This is a genomic window from Nevskiales bacterium (assembly GCA_035574475.1).
Lineage (GTDB): Bacteria > Pseudomonadota > Gammaproteobacteria > Nevskiales > DATLYR01 > DATLYR01.
The window spans coordinates 1-13,834 of the sequence record DATLYR010000021.1; the positions used below are offsets into that span (position 1 = coordinate 1).

13 protein-coding genes are annotated in these 13,834 nt (G+C 68.6%); 12 read left to right on the forward strand and 1 reads right to left on the reverse strand.

What is annotated here, in order from left to right; translation table 11 throughout:
* From VNJ47_01080 to gpmA, 5 genes are all read left to right on the forward strand, one after another.
* Nucleotides 1–645: alpha/beta hydrolase (locus tag VNJ47_01080; GenBank protein HXG27428.1), on the forward strand; the 645-nt coding region annotated here is incomplete at its 5' end.
* 5 nt (nt 646–650) lie between these two features.
* Nucleotides 651–1,016, forward strand: a complete 366-nt coding sequence (locus VNJ47_01085; protein ID HXG27429.1) for a PA2779 family protein — start codon at nt 651–653, stop codon at nt 1,014–1,016.
* A 44-nt stretch (nt 1,017–1,060) separates the two neighbouring features.
* Entirely contained in the window at nt 1,061–1,990 is a 930-nt protein-coding gene (locus VNJ47_01090; protein ID HXG27430.1) for a PA2778 family cysteine peptidase, read from the forward strand.
* A complete protein-coding gene (locus VNJ47_01095; GenBank protein ID HXG27431.1) occupies nt 1,987–2,514 on the forward strand; it encodes a gamma carbonic anhydrase family protein in 528 nt (175 codons plus the stop codon). Before VNJ47_01090 ends, VNJ47_01095 begins: the two co-directional genes overlap by 4 nt.
* A 104-nt stretch (nt 2,515–2,618) precedes the next feature.
* Nucleotides 2,619–3,371, forward strand: coding sequence for a 2,3-diphosphoglycerate-dependent phosphoglycerate mutase (gene gpmA, locus VNJ47_01100; protein ID HXG27432.1), 753 nt, complete (start codon nt 2,619–2,621; stop codon nt 3,369–3,371).
* A 33-nt stretch (nt 3,372–3,404) separates the two neighbouring features.
* On the opposite strand, the gene VNJ47_01105 is transcribed toward gpmA, so the two are convergent.
* On the reverse strand, nt 3,405–3,887 hold the full coding sequence (locus tag VNJ47_01105) for a hypothetical protein (protein ID HXG27433.1): 483 nt from the start codon (nt 3,885–3,887) through the stop codon (nt 3,405–3,407).
* A gap of 110 nt (nt 3,888–3,997) precedes the next feature.
* On the opposite strand from VNJ47_01105, the gene VNJ47_01110 reads away from it, so the two are divergent.
* From VNJ47_01110 to nuoG, 7 genes are all read left to right on the forward strand, one after another.
* Nucleotides 3,998–7,288, forward strand: coding sequence for a penicillin acylase family protein (locus tag VNJ47_01110; GenBank protein ID HXG27434.1), 3,291 nt, complete (start codon nt 3,998–4,000; stop codon nt 7,286–7,288).
* 153 nt (nt 7,289–7,441) lie between these two features.
* Nucleotides 7,442–7,849, forward strand: coding sequence for an NADH-quinone oxidoreductase subunit A (gene ndhC, locus VNJ47_01115; GenBank protein ID HXG27435.1), 408 nt, complete (start codon nt 7,442–7,444; stop codon nt 7,847–7,849).
* The gene (locus tag VNJ47_01120; protein ID HXG27436.1) at nt 7,846–8,499 is read left to right on the forward strand and encodes an NADH-quinone oxidoreductase subunit B family protein; all 654 of its coding nucleotides are present in this window, start codon (nt 7,846–7,848) and stop codon (nt 8,497–8,499) included. The genes ndhC and VNJ47_01120 overlap by 4 nt, the downstream gene beginning before the upstream one ends.
* 90 nt (nt 8,500–8,589) lie before the next feature.
* Complete coding sequence (gene nuoC, locus VNJ47_01125) at nt 8,590–10,368, forward strand: NADH-quinone oxidoreductase subunit C/D (GenBank protein HXG27437.1); 1,779 nt, start codon at nt 8,590–8,592, stop codon at nt 10,366–10,368.
* Between the two features lie 128 nt (nt 10,369–10,496).
* Nucleotides 10,497–10,964 (forward strand): NADH-quinone oxidoreductase subunit NuoE, encoded by a 468-nt coding sequence (gene nuoE, locus VNJ47_01130; protein ID HXG27438.1) that lies wholly within the window; start codon nt 10,497–10,499, stop codon nt 10,962–10,964.
* A complete protein-coding gene (gene nuoF, locus VNJ47_01135; GenBank protein HXG27439.1) occupies nt 10,961–12,262 on the forward strand; it encodes an NADH-quinone oxidoreductase subunit NuoF in 1,302 nt (433 codons plus the stop codon). Before nuoE ends, nuoF begins: the two co-directional genes overlap by 4 nt.
* Nucleotides 12,259–13,834: NADH-quinone oxidoreductase subunit NuoG (nuoG, locus tag VNJ47_01140; GenBank protein HXG27440.1), on the forward strand; the 1,576-nt coding region annotated here is incomplete at its 3' end. The genes nuoF and nuoG, both read left to right, overlap by 4 nt.

A 13,834-nucleotide genomic window follows, 5' to 3' on the forward strand; every position in this document is an offset into this window, starting at 1 on the left:
GCCGATTACCGGCTGTATCCGGAGGTCCGTTTCCCGGCTTTCGTCGAGGACGGCGCGCAGGCGGTGCGCTGGGCGCGCGCGCATGCGCGCCAGTACGGCGGCGATCCGCAGAAGCTCTTCGTGATGGGGCATTCCGCCGGCGCACACATCGCTGCGCTGCTGGCGCTGGACCCGCGGTACCTGCAGGCCGTGGGCGGGGAGCGCGGCTGGCTGTCCGGCATGATCGGCCTGGCCGGCGCCTACGACTTCCTGCCGCTGACCGACGACGATCTGAAAGACATCTTCGGCCCGCCGGAGCGCTATCCGCTTTCCCAGCCCATCAACCACGTGGACGGCCACAACCCACCGCTACTCCTGCTGCACGGCCGCACCGATACGACGGTCCGATTGAAGAACACCGTCAATCTGGCGGCGCGTATCCGCGCCCGGGGCGGCCCGGTGCAGACCGTGATTTATCCCGTCATGGGCCATGTGCGCATGATCGCGAGCCTGGCGCCGCCGCTGCGCCAGGTCAGCCGCGTGCTGGACGACATCGCCGGTTTCATCGACGCACAGGCCAAGCTGAACGCGGGTCTTGGTTCCGCTTTCAAGCCTCCCCTATACTCCATCGGCAGCGCACATCCGGCGCCGACCGACAAGGAGTAGAGCTCATGCGTATCCAGAACTTCATGCCAGCCCTGGCCCGTGTGATGGCCGCCCTCATGCTGGCCGTTTCCGTGCTGGTGCCCGCGCAGGCCGCGATGATCGAAACCGAGGCGCTGGCGGCGACGCCGGCCAGCGGCGCGGCGCGCGCGGTGCTGGCCGACAAGCTGGTGGCGCTCGGCGTCGAGCGCGACAGCGCGGAGCAGCGCGTCGCGTTGCTGTCGGACGAGCAGGCGGCCCAGGTGCTGGCGCAGGCGGAGGAACTGCCGGCCGGTGCGGGCGCGCTGGAGGTGATCGGCCTGATCGTGGTGATCCTGATCGTCACCGACCTGCTCGGCATCACCGACATCTTCCCGTTCATCAACAAGATCTGAGCAGGCGGATTCCACCCCGGACGGGCGCCTGGCTGCTGCTGGCATTGCTGCTGGCAGGCTGCGCCCGGCATGAGCTGCGCGACGCGCCGGCGGCGGCCGGCGGCGCGCGGCTGATCGAAGCTCCGTTCTTCCCGCAGGAGGATCACCAGTGCGGCCCGGCGGCGCTGGCGACGGTGCTGGGCTGGAGCGGGGTGGCGGTCGCGCCGGCCCAGCTGAGCGAGCAGGTATTCATCCCCGCGCGCCAGGGCAGCCTGCAGGCCGAGATGCTGGCCGCGCCGGCACGCCATGGCCGACTGGGGGTGGAGTTGCCGAAGTCTCCGACCGCGCTCCTGGAGGAACTGGACGCGGGACGTCCGGTGCTGGTGCTGCAGAATCTGGGTCTGCCGTCACAGCCGCAGTGGCACTATGCGGTGCTGGTCGGTTTCGACGCGGCGGCGGGTACCGTGACACTGCGCTCCGGCCGCCTCCGCGAACGCGTACTGGATTGGTCCACGTTCCTGGCGACCTGGCAGCGTGCCGGCAGCTGGGCGATGCTGGTGCTGCGGCCCGGCGAACTGCCGGCCGCCGCCGACCTGCAGGCCTACATCCGCGGCGCACTGACCCTGGAGCGCGCCGGGCAGCATAGCGCTGCGGCAGAGGCCTATGCCGCGGGCATGCGGCGCTGGCCGGACGCGCTGCTGCTGCCCTTCGGCCTGGCCAATGCTCGCTATGCGCAGAACGACCTGGCCGGCGCCGAGCAGGCGCTGCGACTGGCGCTGCAGCTGGACCCGGACGCCATGCCGGTGTTGAACAATCTGGCGCAGGTGCTGATCGAGCAGGGCTGCCCGGCGCTGGCCCTGCGCTATGCCGAGCGTGCGCTGGCGCTGGCGGGCGAGCGTGCCGAGCAGGTGCGCGCCACGCTCGAGCAGGCGCAGCGCGCCAGCCGCACGCCGGGCGATTGCCGCCGTCCCGCCTTTTCCGGAGAGCCGTCATGATCCGCAGTTTCGAGGGCAAGACGCCGCAGCTCGCGGCCGGTGTGTACGTGGACGACGCGGCGCTGGTGCTCGGCGATGTGACCATCGGCGAGGACTCGTCGGTCTGGCCGATGGCGGTGGTGCGCGGCGACGTCAACCGCATCGTGATCGGCGCGCGCAGCAACATCCAGGACAACTCGGTGCTGCACGTGACCCACGACGGCCCGTACACGCCCGGCGGCGTGCCGCTGCGGGTGGGCGACGACGTCACCGTCGGCCACAACGTGATCCTGCACGCCTGCACGGTCGGCCACCGTTGCCTGATCGGCATGGGTGCCATCGTCATGGACAAGGCGGTGCTGGAGGACGAAGTGTTCCTGGCCGCCGGCACGCTGGTGCCGCCGGGCAAGCGCCTGCGCGGCGGTTACCTGTACCGCGGTAACCCGGCGGTGGAGGCGCGGCCGCTGACCCAGCAGGAACTCGACAACCTGCGCTATTCCGCGCAGCACTACGTGCGGCTCAAGAACCGCCATCGTGCCGGCTGACCGGACGAGCTTCGAATCCCGGCGGCCGGCGGCGGGTCTTGGGCGCCATTCGGACCGGATGCTAGACTGCCACGCGCCAAAACCCGCCTGGAATGGACTGCGCTATGCCCGCCCGACTCGTCCTGCTGCGCCACGGCCAGAGCCAGTGGAACCTCGACAACCGCTTCACCGGCTGGGTGGACGTGGACATCACCGAGCAGGGGCGCGCCGAGGCGCGCGAGGCCGGCCGGCAGATGAAGGCCGAGGGCCTGCGCTTCGACGTCGCCCACACTTCGGTGCTCAAGCGCGCCATCCGCACCCTGTGGATTGCGCTGGACGAGCTCGACCAGATGTGGATTCCGGTGCAGCGCAGCTGGCGGCTCAACGAGCGCCACTACGGCGCACTGACCGGCCTGGACAAGGCCGAGACCGCGGCCAAGCACGGCGAGGCCCAGGTCAAGATCTGGCGCCGCAGCTACGACATCCCGCCGCCGCCGCTGGCCGACAGCGACCCCAACCACCCGCGCAACGACGCACGCTACGCCGGCCTGGATCCCAGTGTGCTGCCGGCCACCGAATCGCTCAAGCTCACGCTGGAGCGCGTGCTGCCCTACTGGCACGACGCCATCGCGCCGCAGCTCAAGCAGGGCCGCACCGTGCTGGTGGCCGCGCACGGCAACAGCCTGCGCGCCCTGGTGAAATACCTGGACGGCATCTCCGACGCCGACATCACCGAGCTCAACATCCCCACCGGCATCCCCCTGCTCTACGAGCTGGGCGACGACCTGCGCCCGCGCAGCCGGCGCTATCTGGGTGACGAGGCCGCCGTGCAGGCCGCCGCCGAGGCGGTGGCGAAGCAGGCCTCGGCCAAGAAGTAGGGCGCACCGGCCTGCCGCATTGAGCGGCGGGGGCTATTCGCGCAGTTTCCCGGTCGGCCGTTCCTCGGCCGTGATCAGCGCATGTGCCAGCAGCCAGTCGCGCGCGTCCTGCGCGTCTTCCTCGAACCAGCGCCGCGCGGAGCCCAGCCGGAAGCTGTAGCCCCAGGCATCCATGTCCGCCTGCATGCGCGTGCGGCCGAAGCCCGGCAGCTGGTCCGCCAGCAGGATCTGCAGGTAGCACACCGCGTTTTCCTCGGCGTCGTCGCCGCCGGCGTCGGTGTGCAGTCCGCGGCGCCGGTCCGCCGCCATGCAGATGTAATGGCTGGCCTCGTGCAGCACCGAGTGCAGCGGCGTGTCCGGCCGGGCGTACAGCGCATCGCCCACCAGCCCGGCCTCGGCCTCGCCCCAGTGGCTGCCGGGGATGGCCGCAGCGACGGGCACGGTCTGCAGGCGCAGTCCGTAGCAGGCCAGCAGCCGGCTCAATGCTTGGGGGTCGGCGTCTTGCAGTGTCAGCACGCTCATCGCCAGTATTATCGGCGATGAGTCACCGCCGCAGTGGCGGGGTCGCGGCCGGGACGGCGCGGTCACACGGGCAGGGAGGCCGGCGAGACGGCGGAGTGCAGCCCATGTCCAGACAGCCTGCGATGCCACTTTCTTGCGCGTGCCTCCTGGCGGGGCTGCTGCTCGGCGCCTGTGACGGCAGCGGCGGCAGCCCGCGGGGCGGTGCTGGCCCGGGGGGTGGCGGCAGCAGCACCAGCGCCCCCGGCATTTATCTGAACGTGCTGCCGCCCGGTGCCAACGGCAATTCTGCCGGCGGTCTGGGCAGTCCGGTGCCGGGCGCGCCGGTGCTGCAGTATCCGGCCAATTTCCGCGATCAGCTCGACCTCTACGGCAATCTGGCCTATGCCCGGCCGGGGCTCAAGTCGGCATCCTGCACGCCGCCCAAGAACATCGGCGAGCATCGGGCGCAGTCCGACCAGGCCTGCAACTACTTCAAGGATCACGGGCTGGAGCCCGACAGCGTGGTGTCGAGCCGCGAGCTGACCGCACCCAACGGCCGCAAGGTGACCATCCGGCGCAACGGCTGGGGCGTGCCCTACGTCACCGGCGAAGACCGGCCGGCCGCGCAGTACGGTCTGGGTTTCGCCGCTGCCCAGGACCGCCTGTGGCTATTCGACGTGCTGCGGCAGGTGGGACGCGGGCGCAGCTCGGAATTTCTCGGGCCTTCGCCGACGACCTATGAGCTCGACCGGCAGTTCGGGGCCGGCGGCGGTTACAGCGAGCAGGAGCTGACCGACATCGTCAACTCCGCGGTGGCCAAGATCGGCCCGCTCGGGCCACTGTTCCTGAGCGATGTGGAGATGTTCGTCGCGGGCATGAATGCCTACATCGATTTCCTGCAGACGCCGGAAGGTTTGGCCGCGGTGCCGCCGGAGTATTTCTCGCTCGCGCTCAGTCTGCCGCCAAAGTTCCCGCCGCGCGATTTCACCATCAACGACATCGTCGCCAACGCGGTGCTGATCCAGGCCCAGTTCGGTCGTGGCGGAGGCGGCGAGGCCAGCAACGTCCGTCTGTTGCAGGCCTTGAACGCCGTGGCCGGCGGCGTGATCAGCGGCCCCGGCTGCGAGCTGTGGCGCGATCTGCGCCATGCCAACGATCCCGAGACGGCCTACAGCACCGCGCGCGTGTTCCGCACGCAGTCCCCGGCCAGCGTGGACGAGTCCTGTCCGCAGACCCTGCCGGCCGGCGCCGCGATCTGGGATGCGGGCAGCCTCCAGCCCAAGCCTTTGCTGGTCATTGGCGGCCAGTCCGCCCCGGCGGGCGGCAACGGTCTGTGCGCGCCCGGCCAGCTGCCCGGTATCGGCGGGCAATGCCTGCCGCTGGGCCTGCCCCTGTCCGCCGCCGCGCACATCCCGCTGCCGGCGCCGCTGGCGGCGCTGATTCGGCAGGCGCCGGGGGAGGAAACGGTCGTACCCTACCGGCCGGGGCTGCGCCGCGAGCAGGGGCTCGCCGCGGCCGTGCAGACGCTGGCGGCCCTGCGGCGCGCCTACGTGGACGAGGGCGGCGCCATGCTGAGCCTGTCCAACTGGCTCGGTGTCAACGCCGATCAGACCGAGGCCGGGCATCCGATCATGGTCGCGGGGCCGCAGACCAGCTATTTCGTACCGCAGCTGCTGTGGGAGGCGGCGGTGGTGTCCAAAGGCGGCACGCCCTTCGAGCTGGCGGCGCACGGCATCAGCACCGTCAATCTGCCGTACATCGTCATCGGCCGCGGCCGCAACTTCGCCTGGAGCGCGACCTCGGCCGGCTCCGACCTGATCGACACGCGCGTTTCCCGGCTGTGCAACCTGGACGGCACACCGGCCTCGCGCGAGGACAGCGACGGGGACGGCTTTCCCGATGCCGACGGCTACCGCTACGACGCGAATCGCGACGGCGTGGCCAGCGAGTGCGTGCGCTTCTACCGCCGGGTGGATCGCTGGACTGCCGTCCCGACGCCCGCCAGCCTCGCGCTCGGCGGCCCGCCGCAGCCGCAGCAGGTGACGCGCAACATTCTGCGTACGCACTACGGGCCGGTGATCGCCACCGCCCTGGTGAATGGCGAGCCGGTCGCGATTTCCGAGCAGCGCAGCACCTTCTTCGGCGACGTGGACACCACGGCACCGTTCGCGCTGCTGACCACCACCGGCACGCCGATGACGCAGACGCGCTTCAAGCGGCTGTTCAACAGCACCACCAGCACCTTCAACTGGATCTACAGCGACGGTCGCGATCTGGCCTATATCCAGAGCGGGCTGTATCCGGTGCGCCATCCGCAGCAGCATCCGGAGCTGCCGGTGTGGGGCGATGGCCGCTTCGAGTGGGCTGCCGACCAGGGTCTGGACGCCGCCTTCTTCGCCCAGTACGGTGGCGACGGCAACGCCGGCGCCCGCAGCTTCCCCAGCCGGGCGCGGCCGCAGGCGATCGGCGACCCGCTCGACGGCTACTTCGAATGGCCAGGCTATCTGCCGCTGGCGGCGCACATCCAGGACACCAATCCGGCGCAGGGCTATCTGGCCAACTGGAACAATTCCGGCGCGCCGGGCTGGTGGGCGGCGGACGCCAACGGTACCTTCGGCCCGACGCACCGCATGGAGCTGCTGCAGCGGCGGCTGCAGGCCTTCAAGGCCAGTGGGCGCAAGCACACGATGGCCAGCATGATCGAGATCATGGCCGACGCCGCCTTCGCCGATCTGCGCGCGCAGGATCTATTGCCGCTGCTGCTGCAGCTGATGCAGACGGGGCCGCTCACTGGCGACCAGCAGGCGGTCCTGGCGCTGATGCAGGCCTGGCTCGATGACGGCTCGCACCAGTGGATCGGGGTCACTGCGCCCGGCGGCATCAGGCTCGGCGGCTATCGCCGCGACCGTGACGCGGACGGCGTTTACGACCACCGCGCAGCCGTGGTGCTGATGGACGCCTGGTACCCGCATCTGATCGATACCGTGCTGCCGCAGATGGTGGCGGTGGAGCAGATCGGCGCGCCGCTGCTGGCCGGACGCTACGACGCGCCGCGCCAGCAGGGCTCGGCCTACCAGGAAGGCTGGTACCAGCACATGCGGCGCGTGCTGCGCATGGCGCTGAACGTGCCGGGGCACAGACCCTACCGCATACTGCGCTGTGCCGGCACCGGCGCGCTGGCGGACTGCCGCAGCGCCGTGCTGACCGCGCTCGACCGCGCGCTGGCCGATCTGGGCGGACTGGCCAACCAGGCCAACTGGGACGGTACGCAGCTGGCCAACGCCTCGGCCGAACCGGGCGCGACGGTGGAGGAGTATGACAATGTGGAGCACACCGCTTTCAGCTTCATCCCGGTGCCGCCCATCCACTGGACCAACCGTCCCACCTGGCAGCAGGCCGTGCAGGTGCAGGAATGAGTGCGCGCCGGCGTTTTTTCGAGCAAGAACGGCAGCTTGGGGCTTGTCAGTCCTGCCTTGGGATGGTGTAGTAAAGGGGTCAATAGCGCAGCCGTTTTTCACGCCCTCAGCTCACGGCAGCCGGGGCGGCGTGTCTGAGCGAGGGAGAACGACTTGAGCGGGTCCGCCATGCTTGCCGATGCCCTGTGGCCGCTGTTCCTGTACGGGGCGGTGGTGCTGTTCATCGTGCTGGCCATGCTCGGCCTGTCCTACCTCGCCGGCGAGAAACACCGCAACCACGGCGAGCCCTTCGAGTCCGGCATCGTCACCGTCGGCGAGGGCCGCTTCCGGCTGTCGGCGCAGTTTTATCTGGTCGCGATGTTCTTCGTGATCTTCGACCTGGAAGCGGTGTTCATCTACGCCTGGGCGGTGAGCGCGCGCGAATCCGGCTGGCCGGGCTATATCGAGATGCTGGTGTTCGTCGGCATCCTGCTGGCCGGGCTCATCTATCTGTGGCGCCTGGGCGCGCTCGACTGGGGCCCGCATCGCCGGCAACGCCGTGACGTCGGAGGGCGCGCATGAGCCGCTGGACGCTGAGCCGCCCGGACGAGCGCCCGCTGCGGCGCCTCGATGCGCCGGCGACCGACGCCATCAGCGAGGCGGAGGTCAAGCGGAATATTTTCACCGCCAAGCTCGAGGACATGATCGCCTGGGGCCGCAAGAACTCCATCTGGCCGTACAACTTCGGCCTGTCCTGCTGCTACGTGGAGATGGCCACCGCCTTCACCAGCCCGCACGACATCGCGCGTTTCGGCGCCGAGGTGATCCGCGCTTCCCCGCGCCAGGCCGATCTGATCGTGATCTCCGGCACGGTGTTCATCAAGATGGCGCCTATTATTCAACGGCTCTACGACCAGATGATGGAGCCCAAGTGGGTCATCTCGATGGGCTCCTGCGCGAATTCCGGCGGCATGTACGACATCTATTCCGTGGTGCAGGGCGTGGACAAGTTCCTACCCGTGGACGTGTACATCTCCGGCTGCCCGCCGCGGCCCGAGGCCTTCCTGCAAGGTTTAATTCTGCTGCAGGAATCCATCGGTAAGGAGCGCCGGCCGTTCTCCTGGGTGGTGGGGCCGCAGGGCGTGGTGAAGGCGCCCAAGCGCAGTCTGCGCGACGAGCGCACGCCCGAGCGCAAGCTCGTCACCGAGCTGAGGAGCCCGGATGAGGTGTAGGGCCCCGCTCGTCACCCCGGCGGAAGCCGGGGTCTGGCGCCTTCAAAGTCGCTGGATTCCGGCTTGCGCCGGAATGACGGAGCTTGTGTCATGAGCGCCGTGCTCCAGGAGGCAGTCGCGCCGACGCCCAAAGGCAGCGTCGCGCAGGAGCTGCTGCGCCACTTCGGCCGCGAGCACCTGACCGAGCAGGTGACCGCCGACGGCATCCCGACGCTCTGGGTCAGCCGCGAGCGCCTCCACGACGTGCTGCGTTATCTCAAGAAGGACATCCATCACCCCTACGAGATGCTGTACGACCTCACGGCCATCGATGAGCGCGTGCGGCAGAATCGCAATGGCCAGCCGGACTCCGACTTCACCGTCGTCTATCACCTGAGTTCCTTCACCCGCAATAGCGACGTGCGCATCAAGCTGGCAACGAAGGGCGAGACGCCGACCGCACCTTCGATCACGAAACTCTGGTCCAACGCCAACTGGTACGAGCGCGAAGCCTGGGACCTGTTCGGCATCAAGTTCGAGGGCCACCCCAATCTGCGCCGCATCATGATGGCGCCGACCTGGGAGGGCCACCCGCTGCGCAAGGACTACCCGGCGCGCGCGACCGAGTTCGAGCGTTTCACCCTGCCGCCGGACAAGGTGGCGCAGGAGCAGGAGGCGCTGCGCTTCGTGCCCGAGGACTGGGGCATGCGCCGCGAGCACGACGGCACCGACTTCATGTTCCTCAACCTCGGGCCCAACCACCCGAGCGTGCACGGCGTGTTCCGCATCATCCTGCAGCTGGACGGCGAGCAGATCGTGGATTGCGTGCCGGAGATCGGCTACCACCACCGCGGCGCAGAGAAGATGGGCGAGCGCCAAAGCTGGCATACCTACATCCCCTACACCGACCGCATCGATTACCTCGGCGGGGTGATGAACAACCTGCCGTACGTGATGGCGGTGGAGAAGCTGGCCGGTATCCAGGTGCCGCCGCGCGCGCAGGTCATCCGCGTGATGATGTCGGAGTTCTTCCGCATCACCTCGCACCTGTTGTTCTACGGCACCTTCGCCCAGGACGTCGGCGCCATGTCGCCGGTGTTCTACATGTTCACGGACCGCATGAAGGCCTATGACGTGATCGAGGCGATCACGGGCTTTCGCATGCACCCGGCCTGGTTCCGCATCGGCGGCGTGGCGCAGGATCTGCCGGAGGGCTGGGACCGGCTGGTGCGCGAGTTCCTCGACTTCATGCCCAAGCGCATGGACGAGTATTACAAGGCCGCGCTGCAGAACCGCATCTTGAAGAAACGCTGCATCGGCGTCGCCAGCTACACCAAGGAAGAGGCGCTGGAGTGGGGCGTGACCGGCGCAGGGCTGCGCGCCACCGGCTTCGAGTGGGATTACCGCAAGCAGCGTCCCTACTCGGGCTACGAGAACTTCGAGTTCGAAGTGCCGATCGGCCACAACGGCGACATCTACGACCGCGCCCTGGTGCGCGAGCAGGAGATCCGCCAGTCCTTGCGCATCATCCGCCAGTGCCTGGAGAACATGCCCGCCGGTCCCTACAAGGCCGACCATCCGCTGACCACGCCGCCGGTCAAGCAGTACACCATGCAGGACATCGAAACTCTGATCAATCACTTCCTCGGCGTGAGCTGGGGGCCGGTGATCCCGGCCGGCGAGGCCAGCATGGCGGTGGAGGCGACCAAGGGCATCAACAGTTATTACCTGGTGAGCGACGGCAGCACCATGAGCTACCGCACGCGCATCCGTACGCCCAGCTTCCCGCACCTGCAGATGATCCCCTACGTCGGCAAGGGCCTGCTGGTGGCGGACCTGATCGCGCTGATCGCCAGCATCGATTTCGTGATGGCAGACGTGGACCGATAAGAAATGGACAGGAATGACAGGATCTTCAGGATTCACAGGACTAGAGCAAGAATTTTTTCTTCCAGGAAGAAATTCTCGCCTGTAAATCCTGTTGATCCAGCGATCCTGTCCAATCTTGGGTTTTGGGTATGTTAACCGAGCAGGAAAAGGACCAGATCCGCCACGAGATGGCGCATTACGAGGACCCGCGCGCGGCGTCCATCGAGGCGCTCAAGATCGTGCAGAAGCGCCACGGCTGGGTGTCGGACGAACAGCTGAAGGCCGCCGCCGAGCTGCTGGGCATGTCGGCCGAGCAGCTGGACAGCGTCGCCACCTTCTACAACCTGATCTACCGCCGCCCGGTTGGCCGGCACGTGATCAAGCTCTGCGACAGCGTCGCCTGCCACATCATGGGCTACGACCGGCTGCGCGAGCGCCTGCAGCAGAAGCTGGGCATCGGCCTCGGCCAGACCACGGCCGACAACCGCTTCACGCTGCTGCCGATCCCCTGCCTGGGCACCTGCGACCACGCGCCGGCGATGCTGGTGGGCGACGACCTGCACCGCGACCTCGAGGACGTGAGCAAGGTGGACGCCGTGCTGGAGCAGTATCGATGACCGCACCGAGCTGCAAGGTGAGCGAGAAATTCCCGCTGACCGCGCGCATGCGGCCGGGTGAGCCGCCGCCGGACCTCAAGGCCTATGAGCGCGCCGGCGGCTACCAGGCCTTGCGCCATGCGCTCAAGCACCTGGCCAGCACCGGCGTGACCGAGCTGGTCAAGCTGTCCAACCTGCGCGGCCGCGGCGGCGCGGGCTTCCCGACCGGCGTGAAATGGGCGCTGGTGCCGATGGGCGAGAATGCCCCCAGGCGCAAGTACGTGATCGCCAACGGCGACGAGATGGAGCCCGGCACCTTCAAGGACCGGCTGCTGATCGAGGGCGATCCGCACCAGCTGATCGAGGGCATGATCCTGGCCGCCTACGCGATCCAGGCCGATGTCGGCTACATCTTCCTGCGCGGCGAGTACACCGTCGGTGCGGCGCTGCTGACGCAGGCGCTGGCCGAGGCGCGCAATGCCGGCTATCTGGGCCGGAACATCCTCGGCAGCGGCTTCGACTTCGAGCTGTACCTGCACACCAGCGCCGGGCGCTACATCTGCGGCGAGGAGACCGCGCTGATCTCCTCGCTCGAGGGCAAGCGCGCCATTCCGCGTGCGAAACCCCCCTTTCCGCAGATCTCGGGGCTGTTCGGCAAGCCGACCATCGTCAACAACATCGAGACCTACTGCAACGTGCCGCACATCGTCATCAATGGCGCGGAGTGGTTCAAGTCCATCTCGCGCAGCAAGGACGGCGGCACCAAGATTTATGGCGTGTCGGGCAAGGTGAAGCGGCCCGGCGCCTGGGAGCTGCCGATGGGCACGCCCATCCGCGAGATCCTGGAAGAGCATGCCGGCGGTATGCGTGAGGGCCTGAAGCTGCGCTGCTTTTTGCCCGGCGGCGCCTCGACCGATTTCCTGACGGAAGCGCACCTCGACCTGCCGTTCGACTTCGACAGCATCGCCCGCGCCGGCAGCCGCATGGGCACCGGCCAGATCACGGTGGTGGACGACCAGACCGATCTGATCGGCGTGCTGCGCAACCTGGAGCATTTCTTCGCGCAGGAATCCTGCGGCTGGTGCACACCCTGCCGCGACGGCCTGTCCTGGGTCGAGAAGATCCTGATCCGGCTGGAGAAAGGCCATGGTACGCCGCAGGACCTGGAGATCCTGCGCCAGCATACGAAGTGGCTGGGGCCCGGGCGCACCTTCTGCGCGCATGCGCCGGGTGCGATAGAGCCGCTGCAGAGCGCGATGAAGTATTTCCCCGAGGAATTCGAGCGGCGCGTGCGCGCGCCGCAGGCGAGGGCGGTGTGAGCAAGGTGACCATCTATATCGACGGCCGTCCGGTCGAGGTGGACCCGCGCCGCAACCTGCTCGAGGTCTGCCTCGAGAAGGGGCTCAACCTGCCGTATTTCTGCTGGCATCCGGCCATGGGCTCGGTCGGCGCCTGCCGCCAGTGCGCCGTGGTCCAGTTCAAGGACGAGCACGACACCACCGGCAAGCTGGTCATGTCCTGCATGACGCCGGCCGCCGACGGCACCCGCATCTCGCTGGAGCACCCCGAAGCGAAGGAGATGCGCCGCGAGGTCATCGAGTGGCTGATGACCAACCACCCGCACGACTGCCCGGTGTGCGAGGAGGGCGGCGAGTGCCACCTGCAGGACATGACGGTGATGAGCGGCCACAACTACCGCCGCTACCGCGAGACCAAGCGCACCCACCGCAACCAGTACCTGGGGCCGTTCATCAACCACGAGATGAACCGCTGCATCGCCTGCTACCGCTGCGTGCGTTTCTACCAGGACTACGCCGACGGCAAGGACCTGTCGGTGTTCGCCTCGCGTAACAACGTCTACTTCGGCCGTGCCGAGGACGGCGTGCTGGAGAACGAATTCAGCGGCAACCTGGTCGAGGTCTGCCCGACCGGCGTGTTCACCGACAAGACGCTGTCCGACCATTACAGCCGCAAGTGGGATCTGCAGACCGCGCCCTCGGTATGCGCGCACTGCGGCGTGGGCTGCAACACCAGCCCCGGCGAGCGCTACGGGCGGCTCAAGCGCATCGTCAACCGCTACCACGGCGACATCAACGGCTATTTCATCTGCGACCGTGGCCGCTTCGGCTATGGCTTCGTCAACCGCGAGGACCGTCCGGTCGCGCCGTTGCTGCGCCGTGGCAATGCGCTGCAGGCGGTGTATCGCGACGAGGCCCTGCAGGCGATTGCGCCGATGCTGGCCGCTGGCATGCGCCTGCTCGGCATCGGCTCGCCGCGCGCCTCGCTGGAAGCCAACTTCGCGCTGCGCCGGCTGGTGGGCGCGAGCCATTTCTGCGACGGCCTGTCCGCCGCCGAGCACGGCCTGCTGCGTCTGATCGCCGACATCCATCGCCGTGGCTACGCGCATGCGCCGACCCTGCGCGAGGCCGAGCAGGCCGATGCCGTGCTGGTGCTGGGCGAGGATGTATCCAACACCGCGCCGCGGCTGGCGCTGGCCCTGCGCCAGGCCACGCGCCAGAAGTCCTTCGAGCTGGCCGAGAAGGCCCACATCCCGCGCTGGCAGGACGCCGCCGTGCGCACGCTGGCGCAGCAGCAGCGCAGCCCGCTGTTCCTGGCGACGCCGGCCGCCACGCGCCTGGACGAGATCGCCACGGCCACTGCGCGCGCCACGCCGGACCAGATCGCGCGCCTCGGCCAGGCGGTCGCGCACGCGCTGGATGCGTCGGCACCGGCGGCGTCCGGCCTGGATGAGGTGCAGCAGGCGCTCGTGCAGCAGATCGCGCAGGCCTTGAAGGCCGCGAAGCGGCCCCTGGTGGTTTCGGGGCCGGGCTGCGGCAGCGCCGCCGTCATCCAGGCCGCCGCGAACATCGCGCGCGCCCTGCGCGGCGCCG

Excerpts from the sequence above, each read along its gene's own strand:
- VNJ47_01120 (HXG27436.1), top strand. The coding sequence starts at position 7,846 with ATGAGCCGCTGGACGCTGAGCCGCCCGGACGAGCGCCCGCTGCGGCGC.
- VNJ47_01085 (HXG27429.1), top strand. The coding sequence starts at position 651 with ATGCGTATCCAGAACTTCATGCCAGCCCTGGCCCGTGTGATGGCCGCC.
- VNJ47_01110 (HXG27434.1), top strand. The coding sequence starts at position 3,998 with ATGTCCAGACAGCCTGCGATGCCACTTTCTTGCGCGTGCCTCCTGGCG.
- nuoC (HXG27437.1), top strand. The coding sequence starts at position 8,590 with ATGAGCGCCGTGCTCCAGGAGGCAGTCGCGCCGACGCCCAAAGGCAGC.
- nuoE (HXG27438.1), top strand. The coding sequence starts at position 10,497 with ATGTTAACCGAGCAGGAAAAGGACCAGATCCGCCACGAGATGGCGCAT.
- gpmA (HXG27432.1), top strand. The coding sequence starts at position 2,619 with ATGCCCGCCCGACTCGTCCTGCTGCGCCACGGCCAGAGCCAGTGGAAC.
- nuoF (HXG27439.1), top strand. The coding sequence starts at position 10,961 with ATGACCGCACCGAGCTGCAAGGTGAGCGAGAAATTCCCGCTGACCGCG.
- VNJ47_01095 (HXG27431.1), top strand. The coding sequence starts at position 1,987 with ATGATCCGCAGTTTCGAGGGCAAGACGCCGCAGCTCGCGGCCGGTGTG.